The sequence below is a fragment of the Streptosporangium sp. NPDC002607 genome (genome assembly GCF_053592655.1).
This window is the reverse complement of record NZ_JBSFWD010000017.1, coordinates 44,605-61,278: the sequence shown is the minus strand read 5'-3', so window position 1 is coordinate 61,278 and position 16,674 is coordinate 44,605. Positions and strand designations below refer to the sequence as shown.

Annotated in this window: 14 protein-coding genes and 1 pseudogene; 3 read left to right on the top strand and 12 right to left on the bottom strand. The window is 71.0% G+C overall.

Translation table 11 applies throughout. The features are described from left to right. Together ACWD3H_RS20480 and ACWD3H_RS20475 are read right to left on the bottom strand one after the other, a co-directional pair. A pseudogene (locus ACWD3H_RS20480) lies at positions 1 to 1,063 on the bottom strand (hypothetical protein); the annotation flags it as partial. Positions 1,064 to 1,191: 128 nt separating this feature from the next. Then, entirely contained in the window at positions 1,192 to 2,076 is an 885-nt protein-coding gene (locus tag ACWD3H_RS20475; RefSeq protein ID WP_451956092.1) for a glycosyltransferase family 2 protein, read from the bottom strand. Between the two features lie 93 nt (positions 2,077 to 2,169). Between ACWD3H_RS20475 and ACWD3H_RS20470 the strand changes: the two genes are divergently transcribed. Further along, positions 2,170 to 2,892: a polysaccharide deacetylase family protein gene (locus tag ACWD3H_RS20470; RefSeq protein WP_451956091.1), complete on the top strand. Its 723-nt coding sequence runs from the start codon at positions 2,170 to 2,172 to the stop codon at positions 2,890 to 2,892. A gap of 10 nt (positions 2,893 to 2,902) precedes the next feature. Continuing rightward, positions 2,903 to 3,466 (top strand): arsenate reductase/protein-tyrosine-phosphatase family protein, encoded by a 564-nt coding sequence (locus ACWD3H_RS20465; RefSeq protein WP_355549885.1) that lies wholly within the window; start codon positions 2,903 to 2,905, stop codon positions 3,464 to 3,466. Here ACWD3H_RS20465 and ACWD3H_RS20460 read toward each other — a convergent pair. The 5 genes from ACWD3H_RS20460 to ACWD3H_RS20440 are packed head-to-tail and all read right to left on the bottom strand — an operon-like array spanning position 3,429 to position 9,580. Next, positions 3,429 to 4,895: a polysaccharide biosynthesis tyrosine autokinase gene (locus tag ACWD3H_RS20460; protein ID WP_451956090.1), complete on the bottom strand. Its 1,467-nt coding sequence runs from the start codon at positions 4,893 to 4,895 to the stop codon at positions 3,429 to 3,431. The two genes, ACWD3H_RS20465 and ACWD3H_RS20460, sit on opposite strands and share 38 nt — an antisense overlap. Continuing rightward, on the bottom strand, positions 4,892 to 6,148 hold the full coding sequence (locus tag ACWD3H_RS20455) for a hypothetical protein (protein WP_451956089.1): 1,257 nt from the start codon (positions 6,146 to 6,148) through the stop codon (positions 4,892 to 4,894). The genes ACWD3H_RS20460 and ACWD3H_RS20455 overlap by 4 nt, the downstream gene beginning before the upstream one ends. Further along, complete coding sequence (locus tag ACWD3H_RS20450) at positions 6,145 to 7,431, bottom strand: O-antigen polymerase (protein ID WP_451956088.1); 1,287 nt, start codon at positions 7,429 to 7,431, stop codon at positions 6,145 to 6,147. Before ACWD3H_RS20450 ends, ACWD3H_RS20455 begins: the two co-directional genes overlap by 4 nt. Further along, on the bottom strand, positions 7,428 to 8,450 hold the full coding sequence (locus ACWD3H_RS20445; RefSeq protein WP_451956087.1) for a glycosyltransferase family 4 protein: 1,023 nt from the start codon (positions 8,448 to 8,450) through the stop codon (positions 7,428 to 7,430). Before ACWD3H_RS20445 ends, ACWD3H_RS20450 begins: the two co-directional genes overlap by 4 nt. 35 nt (positions 8,451 to 8,485) lie before the next feature. Then, positions 8,486 to 9,580, bottom strand: a complete 1,095-nt coding sequence (locus tag ACWD3H_RS20440) for a glycosyltransferase family 4 protein (protein ID WP_451956086.1) — start codon at positions 9,578 to 9,580, stop codon at positions 8,486 to 8,488. Between the two features lie 123 nt (positions 9,581 to 9,703). Between ACWD3H_RS20440 and ACWD3H_RS20435 the strand changes: the two genes are divergently transcribed. Further along, positions 9,704 to 10,714, top strand: a complete 1,011-nt coding sequence (locus tag ACWD3H_RS20435; protein ID WP_355549873.1) for an LCP family protein — start codon at positions 9,704 to 9,706, stop codon at positions 10,712 to 10,714. Between the two features lie 13 nt (positions 10,715 to 10,727). Here ACWD3H_RS20435 and ACWD3H_RS20430 read toward each other — a convergent pair whose 3' ends face one another. From ACWD3H_RS20430 to prmC, 5 genes are all read right to left on the bottom strand, one after another. After that, positions 10,728 to 12,173 (bottom strand): sugar transferase, encoded by a 1,446-nt coding sequence (locus ACWD3H_RS20430; RefSeq protein ID WP_355549871.1) that lies wholly within the window; start codon positions 12,171 to 12,173, stop codon positions 10,728 to 10,730. Between the two features lie 112 nt (positions 12,174 to 12,285). Next, a complete protein-coding gene (locus ACWD3H_RS20425) occupies positions 12,286 to 13,704 on the bottom strand; it encodes a hypothetical protein (protein ID WP_451956085.1) in 1,419 nt (472 codons plus the stop codon). Positions 13,705 to 13,813: 109 nt separating this feature from the next. Beyond that, entirely contained in the window at positions 13,814 to 15,034 is a 1,221-nt protein-coding gene (locus tag ACWD3H_RS20420) for a carboxylate--amine ligase (RefSeq protein ID WP_451956084.1), read from the bottom strand. Next, the gene (locus tag ACWD3H_RS20415) at positions 15,031 to 15,714 is read right to left on the bottom strand and encodes an L-threonylcarbamoyladenylate synthase (RefSeq protein ID WP_355549865.1); all 684 of its coding nucleotides are present in this window, start codon (positions 15,712 to 15,714) and stop codon (positions 15,031 to 15,033) included. Before ACWD3H_RS20415 ends, ACWD3H_RS20420 begins: the two co-directional genes overlap by 4 nt. Positions 15,715 to 15,812: 98 nt before the next feature. Continuing rightward, complete coding sequence (gene prmC, locus ACWD3H_RS20410) at positions 15,813 to 16,667, bottom strand: peptide chain release factor N(5)-glutamine methyltransferase (RefSeq protein ID WP_355549863.1); 855 nt, start codon at positions 16,665 to 16,667, stop codon at positions 15,813 to 15,815. Positions 16,668 to 16,674: the final 7 nt, after the last annotated feature.

The window sequence follows — 16,674 nt, the reverse complement described above, 5'->3', positions numbered from 1 at the left end:
GGTCGGAATCCTCCCCGCCAGGCATCGTGTCGTTCACATTGACGATCTCCGGCTGCGTGTCATCGGCTCTGGGCATCTCCGGCACGGTGGTGGCATCCGGGCCAGGGGCCTCGGGCGTCTGGCGTGGCACGTCGTCAACCGGCCGTCCCCCGTCCTGAGGCCCCTCACCGGGCCCGGGAACCGCGGGTTTCAAATCCTCGACCCTCGGCGGCTCCGGCCGCGAGTCCTCAGCCCTGGGCGCCTCCGGCGTGGGCGTGGCATCCGGCTTCGGAGTCTCGCGCGGCGGGTCCTCAGCCCTAGGCGCCTCCGGTACGGGATCCGGCTTCGGAGCCTCACGCGGCGGGTCCTCAGCCCTAGGCGCCTCCGGTACGGGATCCGGCTTCGGGGTCTCGCGCGGTGCGGTGTCAACCGGCTTGACGTTCTCCTTGGGGGAGTCTCCCTCGCGCGGAGAGGTCTCGTCACCCTTCGAACCCGTGTCCGGCTTCCGGTCGTCGGCCCCGGACGCCTCCGGCTTCGGCGTCTCCTTCGAACCGTCCCTCGGGGAGGTCTCGTCACCCTTCGAGCCCGCCTCCGGCTTGCCCTCGTCACCCTTCGAGCCCGTCTCGGGCTTGGTCTCGTCGCCCTTCGGAGGCTCCGGCTTGGGGGAGTCCTTCGGATCGTCACGCTGGGTGCTCCCGGCCGACTGGTCACCGACGCGAGGCTTGTCGTCCGCTCCGACCGCCGGTTTGAGGCCGTCGGCCTTCGGGGTCTCGGGCTTCGCGTCATCGCCCGCCGCGCCGCTGTCAGGCTTCGTGTCCCCGGTCTTGGGCTCGGCGGGAGGTGCCGTCGCGTTCTGGTTGATCCTCTTCTCCAGCAACGCCACGCGAGCGGAGACGTCACGGACCATCACGTCGCACGCGTCGGCGATCTGGACGGGTCTGTGGGTCGACTGCGAGGACAGGCCGGCCCCGCTCATCAGCTGGGTGACCTTGCCCTCGACGTTCCGCATCTGATCGGCCGCCCGCCGCACCTCGGACAACAGATCGCGGACCAGCTTGGGGTCCATTCCTTCGAACTTGCCCATGGACGTCTCCCGGAAGTGTCGGCCCACTTCAAGGTACCGGGGAGAGCGCCCCGCGTCACGGTGATAATCAGATGGCATGGATCATGGACATGGGCCGCGCGGCGCCGGGCGCGGGAGCCCTAAGGAGATCACGTCCTGGAGTGGACGTGACGCCGGACGGGAAGCAGGATCCCCGTGATGCCCTCCAACCGTCCGATCAGGCGCTGGAGGTGCCAGCCCGCGTCCGCCCAACGTGCGCGGGCGACGCTCAGCAGCGCGCCGCCGAGCGGTCTGGCCAGCACCCTGAGCCGGGCCCCCCAGCCATGGTGCCTGCGGTACACCCTGCCTGTCCCCCGCGCGACGTGGCGTGCCCTGCGGCGGAACTCTCTGGTACCGGCCGCGGGAACGAAGGGGTTGTCCTCGTAGACGATGACGCGTGGGTGGTAGGCGATCGACCAGCCGTCCCGCAGCCCGCGCAGGAGCAGATCGGTGCCCTCCCCCGACTGCCAGGGCGTCGGGCAGCCCGCTCCGAGCCCCTCGTCGAAGGAGCCCACCGCCCCCATGAAGCCCGCCGTGTAGAAACAGGTCGCCTCGATGGCCTGGGACCACACGGTGGCGCCGTCGAGGACGGCCGGCTCGGCGCCGAAGGCCAGCTGGGTCGGCTGCCCCGCCGCGTCGAGCAGCATGCCGGAGACGACCCCGTGCCCGCCGATCGCCTCGCACACCCTGGCCAGGGTGTCGGGGGCGTACCAGGTGTCGTCGTCGGGGAAGCCCACGATGTCGTAGTCCCCGAGCGTCGCCACCCCGGCGTTGCGCCCCGCGGACAGCCCTCGCGGCGTGGTCACCCGCCGGACCGGCAGCCGTTCCCGCCAGCGCTCGACGACCTCCGCGGTCCCCGTTCCGCCGCTCTGGTCGACGACGATCATCTCGGTGGCCGGGAGGCTCTGCTCAAGCACCGAGCGGAGCAGGCGGTCGAGGGTCTCGGGCCGACCGATCGTCGTGACGACCAGAGCGACCCGTGGAGTGGAATTCACGCCGATATGGTAGGCCAGCGCAAAGAGATGCGATTGGAGCCTCCCGGGATGATTCACGTGAACAAATCGCCGATGGTATGGGTTTATCATTCCGTGGCCGAATTCAGTCGGGACCCGCTCCGGATCACGGTCTCTCCGGCCAGCTTCCAACGCCACATGCGCTGGCTGCGCGACCGCGGGCTGCGCGGGGTCACGATGCGTGAGCTGCGCGCCGCCGAGGCCAGGGGCCAGGCCGCCGGGCACGTCGGGCTCACCTTCGACGACGGCTACGCCGACTTCGCCACGACCGTCGTGCCCACCCTGGCGGAGTACGGCTTCACCGCCACGGTGTTCGTCGTCGCGGGCCACGTGGGCGGCGACAGTTCCTGGGATCCCGGAGTCCCCCGGGACGTGATGACCCGCGAGCAGCTTCGCGAGGTGGCCGCCGCGGGCATGGAGATCGGCTCGCACTCGCTGACCCATCCCCGGCTGCCGGCCGTGGACGGCGACCGGCGGCTGGCCGAGGAACTCGTGACGAGCAGGACGATGCTGGAGGACCTGACCGGTGAGGAGGTCGGCGGCTTCTGCTACCCGTACGGGCAGCACGGCGCCCGCGAGGTGGAGGCGGTCGCGGAGGCGGGGTTCGGCTACGCCTGCGCCCTCTGGCACACCGAGCACGCGGGTCTGTTCGCGATGCCGCGCATCGAGCCCTTCGACGAGACGAGATCCGCGGGGTTGCACGGCCGGGTGCTGGCGCATCGGATGAACAAGACCTACCCCAACATTCGAGGCATTCTCAAGGACCGCTTCGGTATCGATCTCCAGGCTCACCGCTAAAATAGACGAGGTGAGAGAGGACTTCCGGATTCTGATCGTCTGTACGGCGAACATCGTCCGCTCTCCGATGGCCGAGGCGATAGCCAAGGCGATGCTCCGGTTCTCCTCCTGCCCGATCCTCGTGTCGAGCGCGGGCACCCACGCCAGAGCGGGGCACCCCATGGCTCCGTACGCGCTCGACACGCTGAGAAACCTCGGCCTGGACGGCTCCGAGCACCTCTCGCGACCGCTGGACGGCGCCCTGGTCGGCGACGCGGATCTCATCCTCACCATGGAGACGGGGCAACGCGGCACGGCGGTGACGATGGATCCGACCGCGATCCACCGGACCTTCACCCTCCGCGAGTTCGCCCATCTGTCGGCGGGCCGGAAAATCCGCCACCGCTCCGACACCGTCGGGCGTGCGCACGCCGTGGTCAGGACCGCCGCCAGGCGCCGGGGTACCCCTGGCCGCCATCCATCGGTCGAGATCGCCGATCCGTACGGTGGGCCGCCGAGGGAGTACGAGGAGTGCTCCCGGGTGATCGGCGACTCGCTCAGCCGCGCCCTGGGGGAACTGCTCGGTCCCCGCTGAGCGGCGGGTCTCCTCTCCTCGGCCGCCGCACCACGGCAGGCTGCTCCCGATCCTGGAAGGTGTCACCCAGCTGGGGCTTGGCGGTGTCGCGCACGTACGGGCCGTACCGGTCGGACCTGGTGGCCGTCCCGCAGTTGAAGACCAGTCCCACGACGCGGCCCCTGGCCCCCTCCAGCGCCGTCAGTGCCTCACGCAGATCGTCGCGCCTGGTCTTCTTGGCCCGCGTCACCAGGATGGTCCCGTCCGCCTCCGGCGCGAGCACCGCCGCGTCGGTGACGGGCAGCAGCGGCGGGGCGTCCAGGATGACGTAGTCGAAGCCCTGTGCGAGCCGCCGCAGCAGGTCCCGCATGCGCTGGGTGCCCAGCAGCTCGCTGGGGTTGGGCGGCAGCGGGCCGCTGGTGAGCACGGTGATCCGGTGCGGTCCCGCCGTCGACTGGGCGACATCGGCCAGCTCGGCCCTCCCGGTCAGGACGCTGGTCAGACCCGCCTCGCCGACGAGCCCGAGCATGTCGGCGAGTTTCGGCCTGCGCAGGTCGACCTCGACCAGGGCCACCTGGGCACCCTCGGCCGCCAGGGCCGCCGCCAGGTTGACCGCGGTCGTCGACTTCCCGTCGCCGGGGAGCGGGCTGGTGATCAGGAAGACCTTGGCGGGCTGGTCGACGCCGACGAAGCGCAGGGTGGTGCGCAGCTTGCGGTACGCCTCGGCGCGTGAGCTGAAACGATCGCCGACGAGCGGGGCGGCCTGGGCGTCGGGATCCTTGGGAACCATGGCCAGCAGGGGCTGGTCGCTCAGCCTCGCGAGATCGGCCTCGCTGTGGATCCGGGTGTCGAGCGCCTCGCGCAGGGCGCCCGCGCCGACGCCCCCGACGAGTCCCAGCGCGAATCCCAGCACCACGTCCAGGACGATCCTGGGGCTGCTCGGCCGCTCCGGCACCGCCGCGTCCCTGACCACCTTGACGCGGATCGCCGAGCCCTGGTCCAGATCAGGTGTCTCCAGGTCCGCGACCACCGCGACGAGCCGGGTGGTCACCGCGTTGGCGATCCTCGCCACGGCTTCGGCGTCGCCGTACCTGGCGGTGATGTTGAGCAGGACGGTGTCGACCGGGACGTCCACCTCCAGCCTCTGTGCCAGTTCCTCGGGCTTCAGTGACAGCCCGAGGGTCCTGACCACCGACCTGGTCACCACCGGGGTGGTGACCAGCGCGGCGTAGGAGCGCACCCTCTCCTGGGTGAACAGGGTGCCCTGGTACCTCTGGTCGATGCTGGACTGGCCGCCCTGCGCGATGGAGACGAACAGTGTCGTCGTGGTCCTGTACTCCTTCGGCTGCAGCAGGCCGATCCCGAGTCCGGTCCCCGTGCCGAGGACGGCGAGCAGGATGACGAGCAGCAGGTTCCTGCGGGCTCCGGCGATCAGCTCTCTGGCGTTCACGGGTGCTCTCTCGACTGTTGGGGGGTCACGTGCGACGTTCGGAAAGGCGCGGTGGTGAGGACCGCCGCGAGAAGAGCCATGGCGACCAGGAACCCGGTGGCCTCGATCAGCGAGCTCGCCGTGGCCGCGCCGGCGGCGCCGGCCAGTGCCGCCCCCGCGCTGACCGCGAGCACGCGTCCCGCCGCCACGGAAACCCTCAGGACGAACAGCGTCCGGACCCGTTCCATGGCGCGCAGCACACCGTAGGGTCCGAGACCGATCCCCTCGATCACGAGCAGGGCGGTGAAGGCGGGGACGAGCGGCCCCACGTCCGCCCAGGACTCGCCGAGCAGGGCATGGCCGACGGAGTCCGGCAGGAAGGCGGCGATGGCACCGGCCACGGCGCCCACGACCCCGCACAGCAGCCCGACCACGGCCGCCGAGCGGAGCATCCGGCCGGGGCCCGCGGTCCTGAGCCGGGAAAGCTCGCTGACGGCCGCGACCCGACCGGCCGCCATCACCACGTTCGCCGGGCCGAACAGCGTCAGCGCGGCCCGCCAGGCCCCCACCGCCGCCGGCCCCGCGATGTGCCCGAGGACGATCAGTACGGCATAGCCCGCCAGGGAGAGCGCCCCGGTCTCCACGAAGTAGGGCCGGACCAGCGTGCCGTACTCCCTCAACCAGCGGCGCGGCGCTCCGAGCCGGGGCAGCGTCCTGGCCTGGGCGGCCGCCAGACACGCGGCGACCAGGCCGCCGAACCCCCAGCCGGCGACCAGCCAGCTCAGGCTCACCTCCACGGTGAGCGCGGCGAACGCCGCCGAGACCTGAACCACCCCGCCCACCACGTCCACCAGCACCGCGCGACGCTGCCATCCGATCGCGATGAACGCCAGCCTGAGCGCGTCCCAGATCAGCAGCGCCGGCAGCAGCACGGCGAGCACCACGGCCGAGCGCCAGTGCGCGCCGATCAGGAAGGGGGACAGGGCGAGCAGCAGCACCCCGGCGAGGGCACCGAACACGGCCGCGGAGCCTGAGCTGTCCGCCAGCGCCCGGCGCACCGCGGCGTCTCCCTCGGGCCGCCTGACCAGGAGCGGCTCGCTGACCGCCGCCCGCGACAGCTCCACGACCACCACGTAGAAGCCGTAGAGGAGTGCGAACTCTCCCAGGGTGACGACCGGGACGTTGCCGGCGACCAGGATCATGAGGGCGAAGTTGCTCCCGCTGCAGATCACATGGTCGGCGAGGGTCCACAGCCCCCGGCGCGCCGCGGTCACCTCTCCTCCCCGGGGTCCCGGCGGCGGTGCAGCAACATGGCCAGCACGACGGCGCCGAGCAGCGTGGGAAAGGCCCGGCCCTCACCCCAGTAGAAGTATCTGGCCAGGTCGACCAGGCCCACGTACAGCAGCGGGTAGAGGATCAGGCCCCGGATCTCCCCCGAGCGCATCCAGCGGTAGCAGAGGCCGACCGCCAGCCCCGTCCCGGCCCAGAAGAGCATGCCGCCCGCCAGCCCGTAGTCGGCGAGGGGGGCGAGCATGCCGCCCGTGTTGTTGTACTCGGGGTTGCCGAACTGCCACAGCAGGCCGGGCCAGACCCGGGCGGGGTGGAAACCCAGCACGGACTCCGGGGTCAGCAGCGCCGACAGGCCGGGGAAGTTCCACAGGAACCCCACCGTGTAGTACGGCCAGACGAGGCCGGGGCCGATGCGGTCGACCACGATGGCGGAGTTGTTGTACGCCGTGGCGTAGTAGCCGGTCAGCCTGCGCAGCACGAACTCGGAGTAGTCGATCTGGACGATCGCGGAGTAGTGGGACCAGCTGCGCACGTACTCGAAGGTGCCGAAGAGCGTCACCAGGGCGAACGGGGCGAGCAGCGGCAGCCCTGCCCACAGCCAGCGGTGGTGGCGCCGCCCGTCGCCGGGCCGCAGCGTCGAGATCAGCGCGAGGACCGGGAGCGCGATCTCCATCAGGGCGAGCCGCTCGGAGTTGAGCACCACCCGCGCCAGCGTCAACCCGGTGAGCATCACGAACATCGCGGTGTGCGAGCCACCGCCGAGCCTCCGCTCAAGCAGCAGGCAGACCATGGCCAGCGGTCCCAGCTGGGTCAGCGTGGTCACCCCGCCGATGGTGGCGAGTTCGTCCTTGACCGCGTCCGCGGAGCCCGGGCTCAGCGAGAAGACCTTCACGAGGTCGGCGAGGCTGAGCCCGCTCGAGACCGCCGAGGCCAGCCAGGCCGCGTATCCCACCACGGTGAGCGCGGCTGCCGCCCGGCCGGCCAGGAGCAGGACCCGGCGCTGGCGCGCGTTGACCGGTATGTCGGTGGCCCGAACCGGCCTGGACAGCGACGGCAGCATGCAGCCCACGACGAAGACGCCGATGAACACCACGACGGTGAGCACCTTGCCGTCGTCGAAGATCTTCGGCGTCCGCCACCACTCCCGGAAGCTGTCGTCCCCGATCAGCCAGACGGCCAGCAGCCCGGGGATGGTGGCGAGCATCGCCGTCCAGGCCGGGTGGAGCCACCAGGCGCCCTCGCGCAGCGGCAACCGCGAGGTGCTCACGCCCGGGTACCTCCGCTCTCGACCAGGGCCGTGAACACCTCGGCGTGGCGCCGCGCGGACTCCTCCCAGGAGAACAGAGCGGCCCGGGCGATCCCCCGGGCCCGCAAATCCGCCGCGGCGCGGTCGTCGGACAGGACGGTCTCCAGACCCGCCGCGATGCCGCGCGCGTCAAGATCGGATACGAGTACGGCGGCGTCACCCGCGACCTCGGGCAGCGCCGCCCGGTCGGAGGTCACCACCGGGGTGCCGCAGGCCATGGCCTCCAGCACCGGCATCCCGAAACCCTCGTGACCTGAGGGGAAGGCGAACACCGTGGCCGCCCTCATCAGGGGCGCCACCAACTCGTGCGGTACCTGGCCGAGGTAGCGGGCGTGCGGCGCCCCGGCCAGTGCCCGCTCGACCTGGCCCGACCCGAGGAACCCGCCTCCGGCGACCACCAGGGGGACGCCCAGGCGCGCGGTCGCCTCGACCAGGGCCGTGACGTTCTTGCGGGGGTCCAGGTTCCCCAGGTACAGCACGAACCTGCCGGGCAGCCGCAGGGGTTCGAGGAGGGCGTCGTCGCCGGCCTCCCGGGGGTGGAAACGACCGGCGTCCAGCCCGTGCGGGATCACGTGGACGCGGGCCGCGGGGACGCGGAAGACCCTGCCGATCTCGCCGGCCGAATGGCGCGAGACGGTGATGACCGCGCCGGCGACCTCGGTGAGCCTGCCGACCCTGGCCAGCCAGGTGCGCTTCCAGAGCGCGCGGGCCAGCCCGGGGACGGGAGCGTCCTCGACGCCGTGCACCGTGGCCGCGATCGGTACCCGGGAGCCGATCAGCGCCCCGGTGTCGGCCGGGAAGTGCAGCAGGTCGGCCCCTCCCGGGCGGGCCGGCCACAGCAGGCCGTCGGCGGCGGCGTAGGCGAGCTGCCTGACCGCTCCTCCGAACCCGTCGCCCGGCGGGACGAGGGCCTCGCACTCGATCCCGAAAGGTGCCAGCGCGGTGTAGAGGGTCCGCGTGTAGGAGGTGTTTCCTCCCACGTTCCGGCGTAGCACCTTACCGCTCACCCCGACCCTCACGCCGCCCCCGTGACGAGCGTGTAGGCGTGGGCGAGCCGGTCCGCCTGGAGCCCGGAGGTGTGCTGCCCCGCCAGCGCGCCGGCGAGCCTCCGTACCGCCTCCTCGCGCCGCGGGCGGTCCCCGAGGTCGGCCACCGCCCGCGCGCACCCGGCCGGTGTCGTCACCAGGTCGGGTACGCCCAGGCTGCGCAGCGCCGGGATGTCCCTCGCCACCACGGGCAGGCCGGCTCCGACCGCCTCCAGCACGGAGATCGGGGCGCCCTCCCAGCTCGCCGTGTGGACGTAGACGTCCGCGGTGCCGAGCAGGGCCAGCGCCTCCTCGCGGGCGAGCCAGCCCGTCACGACGACCCCGGCGTCCTGAAGGACACGGCGCAGGGCGGGGTCTCCGTCGCCGATCCAGACCCACCTGATGGACTCGTCGCTCGCGCGGGCGGCGGCGGCGAAGAAGGCGGGGTCCTTCTGCGCGCAGACGCGGCCGACCGAGACCGCGACAAGGCCCGGCCGGTCCCCGGGCTCCCGCGGTTCCACCGCCGCCGGGGTCTCGGGGACGACGTTGGGGACGTAGACCACGCGCTGGCCGCCGCGGAGCCGGGCCGCGAGCTCGGCCTCCCTCGGGCTCACCGCCGCCACGACGCCGGTACGCGAGGCGAGCAGCGTCTCGGCCAGGCGGAAGCCGTACCGGACGGGAAGCGCGACATCGGTCCGCTCGAAGGCGTAGCAGTGCGGGCTGTAGACGATCCGCCCGGTGGGAACCGGCGGGCAGGAGCGGACGTAGAAGCCCGCGTAGGAGGAGTGGGCGTGCACGATGTCGGGACGGATCTCCCGGTAGGCGGCGGCCACGTCGCGGATCCTCGCCAGGTGTCCGTCGGAGAAGACCCTGACCCCCTTGAGCAGGCGATCCTCGCCCAGCAGGGGGTCGGCCGCGTCGTGCGCCATCAGCAGCCAGTGCTCGTGGTCCGGTGTGGCCTCGACGTAGGCGTGGACGGCGCTGGCCACCCCGCTGCCCCAGCACTCGGTCACATGGAGCACCCGCACCGCCTGCCCGGGGCGGGTGCCGCCGGGCGCGGGCCGCTTCACGGCGTCAAGCCCCACCAAGACCTCCGTGACGCGAGTGATGAACGAGTTGACCGTGCTAACTGCCACCAGCGCGACATAAGGTATCGCAGGTTGCATGGCACTTCTTTTGGTATGTCTGACTCGATAGGGGCACCCCCGATGCATCGCGCCCTCCGCCTCCTGCTGATCACCGGAACCGCCGGAATCCTGATGGGTGCCTGTACCGCTGGAACGCTCTACGTCTTCCAGAGCAGCCTCGACAGCGACATCGTGCGCATTCCCGACGCCATCCCCACCGCTGAGGCCGATCGGCCCCCCGCCGAGCTGGGGGTGGGTGAGAACTGGCTGCTCGTCGGGACCGACACGCGTTCGGAGAGGACGACCACCGGCAAGGACGCGAGGACCCGGCTGTGGCGCCCCGGCGAGCAGCGCACCGACACGATCATGCTGATCCACCTCGCCGACGCCGGGAACCGGATCAGCGTGATCTCGATCCCGCGGGACTCGTGGGTCGCCATTCCCGGGAAGGGCAGAGCCAAGATCAATGCCGCCTTCTCCTGGGGCGGCCCCGCCCTGCTGATCAAGACGGTCGAGAAGCTCACCGGTGTCCGCGTCGACCACTACGCCGCGATCGACTTCCAGGGGTTCTCCGCGGCCACCGACGCGATAGGCGGGGTCGACGTCGAGGTGACGGAGACCGTCCGGGACCCGCTCAGCGGCGTCACCTGGAAGGCCGGCCGCCAGCACCTCGACGGCGAGAAGGCCCTGCAGTTCGTCCGCCAGCGCGTCAACCTCCCCGGCGGGGACCTCGACCGGATCAAGCGTCAGCAGGCGCTGCTGCACTCCATCGCCGGCAAGGTGCTCAGCGCCGAGACCCTCGCCAACCCCGTGAAGGTCAACAACCTGCTGCGCGCCCTGACCAAGGCGATCAGCGTCGACTCGGGGGTCACCCCGGGGATCATCAGGTCGCGGCTGTTCGATCTGGCCGGCGCCGACGGGTTCCAGTACACCACCATGCCGGTGCGGGGCAGCGGCATGGAGGGCTCGCAGAGCGTCGTGTACCTGGACACACGGAAGGTGCGGGCCCTCAGCCAGGCGATCCAGGACGACCGCGTCGACGACTACATCCGGGAGAGCGACAGTGCCAACGCCGTCGACGAGATCCGTTGAGTGCCCGTTGGTGTCAGTAGGCTCCCCGGGCACGCGCGACGGCCCCCCAGGTCTTCCAGAGCAGCTGCAGGTCCAGGATCAGTGACCAGTTCTCGACGTAGCGGAGATCCATCCGCATCCGCTCCTCCCAGGAGAGGTCCGAGCGTCCGCTGACCTGCCACAGGCCGGTCATCCCCGGCCGGACCACCAGCCTGCGGTGGATGTCCGCGCCGTACAGGGCGAACTCCGCGGGCACCAGCGGGCGTGGCCCGACCAGCGACATCTCCCCGCGGACCACGTTGACGAGCTGCGGGAACTCGTCGAGGGAGTACCGGCGCAGGAACGTTCCCACCCGGGTGACGCGCGGGTCGTCCCGCATCTTGAGCAGCGCCGCCTCGATGTCGAGGCCGCCCAGCCGGTCGGCGCCGGTCACCATCGTCCGGAACTTGAGGATCTGGAACTCGCGCCCGCCCTTCCCCACCCGGGTCTGCCTGAACAGCGCCGGCCCGTCGCTCGTGGCCCGGACCGCGACGAAGATCGCCAACATCGGGATCGCGAGAACGGCCAGCACCCCGGCGGCCACCACCCTGTCGAACACGTTCTTCACGATCTGGTTGATCCCTCCGAAAGAGGGGTGGTCCACGTGGAGCAGTGTCATGCCGGCGACCGGGCGGACGCTGACCCGCGGTCCGGCGACGTCCATCAGGGACGGGGCGACGAACAGATCGGTGTCGGTGACCTCCAGGCTCCAGGCCAGCCTGCGCAGAGCCACGCCGTCCAGCTCAGGACAGGCCAGGACCGCCACCGCGTTCGCCGACGTCCTGGCCACCACCTCGGCCACGTTGGTGAAGTCGCCGAGGATCGGAACCCCGTCGACGTCGGGGACGCATCCGAGCTCCGCCCCCTCGGGCAGGCAGGCGGCGACCACGCTCATGCCGTAACCGGGCTGATGACGCAGTTGCATCACCAGGTCCATCACCGCCACCTGGTGCCCGACCGCGACGACCCGCGTGACCGCCTCGTGGGGGTCCATCCTGTGCAGGTGCCGGCGCAGGGCGCGGCGGAAGGCGAGGGTGAGCAGGATCGCCATGGGCAGCATGGCGATGACGATGCTCCTGGCGATCATGAGCTTGGTGATGTAGGCACCGATCGCGACGACCGCGGCCAGCCCCAGGCCACCGTTGAACACCAGGCGGACCTCCTCCAGGCCACCCGCCTGGACCCGCCCTCGGTACGCCCCTACGAACGACATCGCCACCGGCCAGGCGATCACCAGCCCCGCCGAGAACACCATCTCGAACCAGGGGACGTAGCCGCCCCACCACCATCTGGCTCCCAGCACCACGGCATAGGCCACCAGGGCACAGCAGAGGTCACCCGCGACGAGCACGCGTGTGATCGACCGCTTCCGCCCGTTCCCCGGAACGAGCGGGGCAGCCGGAGGGCGCTCCGCTCTGCGCTCGGTCGACGTCGCACTCATACGCTCTCACCTTCTTGCTGGACAAGCACAAGAAGGACGTGCGATCCGCATCATGCGTTTACCTGTCCACCAAAAACAACAAAAATCACATCAAGCTTGGTTCTCTGGCCTGTCACCTGGGAATACGCGACCGCTCCGAATCCTTCTCCCTCCTCCAGAGGAGGGCCACGGCCAGCAGCGCCTGCGGGATGGCCGGAAGGGCGTAGCGCCGATCGAACACCGAGGTCGCCGCGGGTATCAGCAGCAGCGCCACCGCGAAGGCCCAGGGGAGGGCGATCTCGGGCCGCCTCCACCTGACCGCTCCGGCCGCGCCCGCCATCAGCAGCACGCCGAGGAGCAGGCCCGTCGCGTATCCCTCCACCTTCAAAAGACCCGCCGCCCTGGGCGCGGGCGGCTCCACCGCGTCGTGGCCCAGGGCCGTGGCGACCAGGAGATCCCCTCCCTCGTACGCGCGAACGTCCCGCACCGGATCGGCTCCCGGCACGTAGGTCGCGTTGACCCCGGAGTCGTACCCCAGTTCCTCGGCCGTCGGCGGCATCGGTATCCAGGGTTCGGCGAAGAAGGCGCCGGTGTCCCTGGCGACCGTCGCGGCGAAGTCGAGGGGCTGCTCACGGATCGCCCGCCAGGAGAAGCTCGACGCCAGGTTGTTGACGTCCTCGCTGAAGACGTCGACGCCCATGCTCTGCAGGGGGGTGCCCGGATACCAGATGTAGGTGTCCGACTTCGGGCGGGTTCCCGGCGGTGCCTGCGTGCAGAGTCCCCGCTCGGGAATCGGAGGGGCCATCCTCTCGCAGTCCGCGAAGTCCATGACCCTCCCGTAGAGGAAGATCCCGTTGCTCCGGGTGAACGCGACGCTGCCGTGCCACGCCCGGAACCACAGCCCGTAGCCGGCCAGCGGCAGGACGGCCGCGACCGTGAAGGCGATGACCGGGCGCGGGCCGACGCGCCGGACGACCAGGTATCCCACCACCAGCAGGATCAGCGGCAACCCTGCCGCGCGGGCCAGCGTGGCGAGGGCGAGGAGCACCCCCGAGAGCGCGACGGCCCAGGCGGGGGGCGAGCGCCACCAGAGCACCACCACCACGGCCCCGATGGTCAGCGGAACGAAAAGCGCCTCGCTCATGATGGCGCTCTCCATCTTGAGCTGCCACGCGCCGAACATCACGGGAAGGACGACAAGTGTCGCCCCCCAGCCGGGGAGCGAGGTTCTCCGCCGCAGCAGCGCGTAGACACCGGTGACCGAGACCAGGGCCAGCAGGTGCTGGACCGTGACCACCAGCGTGAAGCTGTGAAACGGCTTGAGCAGCCAGAGGAACAGCGGGTAACCGCTGGGCCGCACCACATGCGGCTGGGGCTGCAGGGCCAGCGCGATATAGGCGTAACTGTCGTTCTTGGCCAGCACGGGAAGCTGGGTCACCGTGATGCCCGCGCGGACCACCGTCCCGGCCACCAGGGCACCGGCGAAGAACGCGTTCCGCCTGATCAGATGGACGACGGCCGCCCGCGGCGGCCCACTCGGTCGGGTAACCATTCCGCTGTCGTCCTCTCACCGCGCCGAACACCCGGTAGATGACGGATGACAGGGCCATCAGGGTCACATACGGACCAGGATTCCTATCAGCAACAGGTGATTATTTTCTTCACATGAATGACGGTTTCCGGCCGGAGAGCCGCGCGATCACCCGCCGCGCGATCGGACGGGCGCTGCGGACGGCCGTGGCCAGTCCCGGGAGGGGATCGTCGGCGGCGAGCCAGGCGAACTCCCTCCCGCCCCCCTCGGGGATCTGGTAGGCGCGCGTCGCGCGTCGATAGGCGATCCGGGCAGGAACGTCCAGGTTCTCGACGATGATCCTGCGCCCTTCCACCTGTGTTCCCGGCGGGACCGCCTGGCCGGTCAGCGTCAGGTAATGGGCCCGGATCACGTCGATCCCCGCGTCGGTTTCGAAAAGCCGGAACTGCGCTCCCACCCGAGGGTTGAAATCAAGAAGCTTGTACTTTCCGTCACGGTGGTCGAGCCGCCAGTCGAGATCGGCGACGCCCGCGTAGCCGGTCTCCTTGCAGAGCCTGGTGGTCAGGCTCACCAGCTCCGGGTTCGCCACCGAGTAGGCGTACGTCGTCACCCCCACGTGCGGCGGCCACGACCGTACCTTCACCCCGGTGAAGGTGACCACCGCGTTCCCCTGCGCGTCACAGCAGACGTGGGCGATCCAGTCCGTCGACTCCGAGCGCGGCAGGTACTCCTGGACGAGCGTGTACGGCGTGGCCGGCCACGTCGCGGCCAGCTCGCGCAGCTCCACCGGCGTCTCCACCACCGTGGAACGGCTGACCGCCGGCGCGGCCAGCCGGAGCCACGGTTCGGAGTTCTTGAGCACGACGGGAAAGGTGAGCTCCCCGGCGATCTCGTCGATCTGGTCGAGCGAGGTGATCAGCCGTGACTCCGGAACCGGTATGCCGTGGCGCCGGCACAGCCGGAACATGTCGTGCTTGCTGGCCAGCAGGCGCGGCAGGTCACGCGGGACCGGCGGTAGCAGAAGGTGCTCGGACAGGATCTCCGCGTGCTCGGCGAGCAGGATCGCCGCCTCGTCGTCCGTCGCCACGGCCACCGCCCTTCCCGGCAGCGACGCGGCGATCTCCCGCAGCCCCCGCACAAGATGCTCAGCGGGCTCGGCCCCGGTGGTCGGCCAGACGATCTGGCCGGCCCGGTAACGGGAGAGCGCCGCCGCGGTCAGGCGACCCTCGGCGATGACGTGAACAGCGACCCCGAGCCGTCCCAGCGTCCGCACGACGCCGACCGCACCGTGGTGAAGCGGGTAGTGCCCGATCTTGACGAGAAGGACGGGAACGCTCGGGTCCACGTTCACCCGCCGGACTCTGTGCCACCGTCAGGCTCGGGACCAGCGTCGGTGGCGACGTAGCCGATCACGCCGCGCAGTCTCTCCACCGCGACCGCCCCGCGCCGCAGCAACCTGGGCACCGCAGTGGTCAGGTCCAGGATCGTCGAAGGGGTGTCGCTCTCACACGGCCCGGCGTCGAGATAGACCGACACCGAGTCGCCGAGCTGCTTCTCCGCGTCGGCGGCGCTGGTCGCGGCGGGGGCACCGGAGCGGTTGGCGCTGGAGACGGCCATCGGGCCGGTCTCCTTGAGCAGGTCGAGGGCGACCGCGTGCAGCGGCATCCGGATGGCGACGGTGCCCTTGGCGTCCCCCAGGTCCCAGGAGAGCGACCGGTTCGCGCGGCAGATCAACGTGAGCGGCCCCGGCCAGAAGGCGTCGACGAGATCCTGGCCGTACGGACCGAGGTTCTCCACCAGGGCGTTGGCCGCCCGGACGGTCCCGACCAGCACGGGCACCGGCATGTCACGGCCGCGGCCCTTGGCCTCCAGCAGGGCGGTGACCGCGGCGGGTGCGAAGGCGTCTGCGCCGATACCGTAGACGGTGTCGGTCGGCAGCACCACGAGCTCCCCCCGCCGCAGGGCGGACGCGGCCTCTACCAGGCCCGCGGCGCGCTGCTCGGCATCGATGCAGTCAAAACGTCGGCTCACTGTGCCTCCTCAGGATCGCTCGCTACGCGCATTCGCGTACCTCCTCGTCCACCGGCACGTCACCGACGGCCAGGATCCCCTCGCTCACGGCGTGCATCCTATTCCTGGCCGAAGCGGGCGGTGACGAAGCGGTCCCTGCGCGTCAGGTCCTGGCGGCTGCGGACGTCGCGCCAGCCGTTCTCCTCAGAGAAGATCAGATAGACCGGGGTGCCCTGCTGATCGGCGTGTTCCACGGCGACGAAGCCACCGGGGCGCAGCAGGCGCCTGGCGGTCCTTTCGACGGCCCTGACCTCGTCGAGGCCGTCGCTGCCCGACCCGTACAGCGCTCGGTGCGGGTCGTAGTCGCGGACCTCGGGGTCACGGGGGATCGCGCCGGGCGGGATGTACGGCGGGTTGGAGACCACCAGGTCGACCTGGTGGTCCAGCTCGGAGAGGGCGTCGGCCAGATCCTCCGGGTGCAGGTGGACGCGGCCCTGACCGTGCTCGATGATGTTGCGCTTGGCCCAGCCGTAGGCGTCCGGGTCGACCTCGACCGCGTGCACGGTGGCCAGCGCGACCTCCTGGGCGATGGACAGCGCGATGGCACCGGACCCGGTGCCGAGATCCACGACCACGGGCGAGGCGACGTCCATCTCCCGCAGCCTGTCGATCGCCCAGCCCACCACGATCTCGGTCTCCGGGCGCGGCACGAACACCCCCGGCCCGACCTCCAGGGACAGGTAGCGGAAGTAGGCCCGCCCGGTGATGTGCTGGAGCGGCTCGCGGGACTCCCTGCGGGCGACGCCCTCCCAGAACAGGGCGTCGAAGTCGGAGTCCTTCACGGTGTGCAGCTCACTGCGCCGTACACCGTGCACACATGCGGCGATCTCCTCGGCGTCGGTGCGCGGCGACGGCACACCTGCCTCGGCGAGCCGGGCGGTGGCGAGGGCGATCTCGTCCAGCAGAAAGGTCATGGGCGCG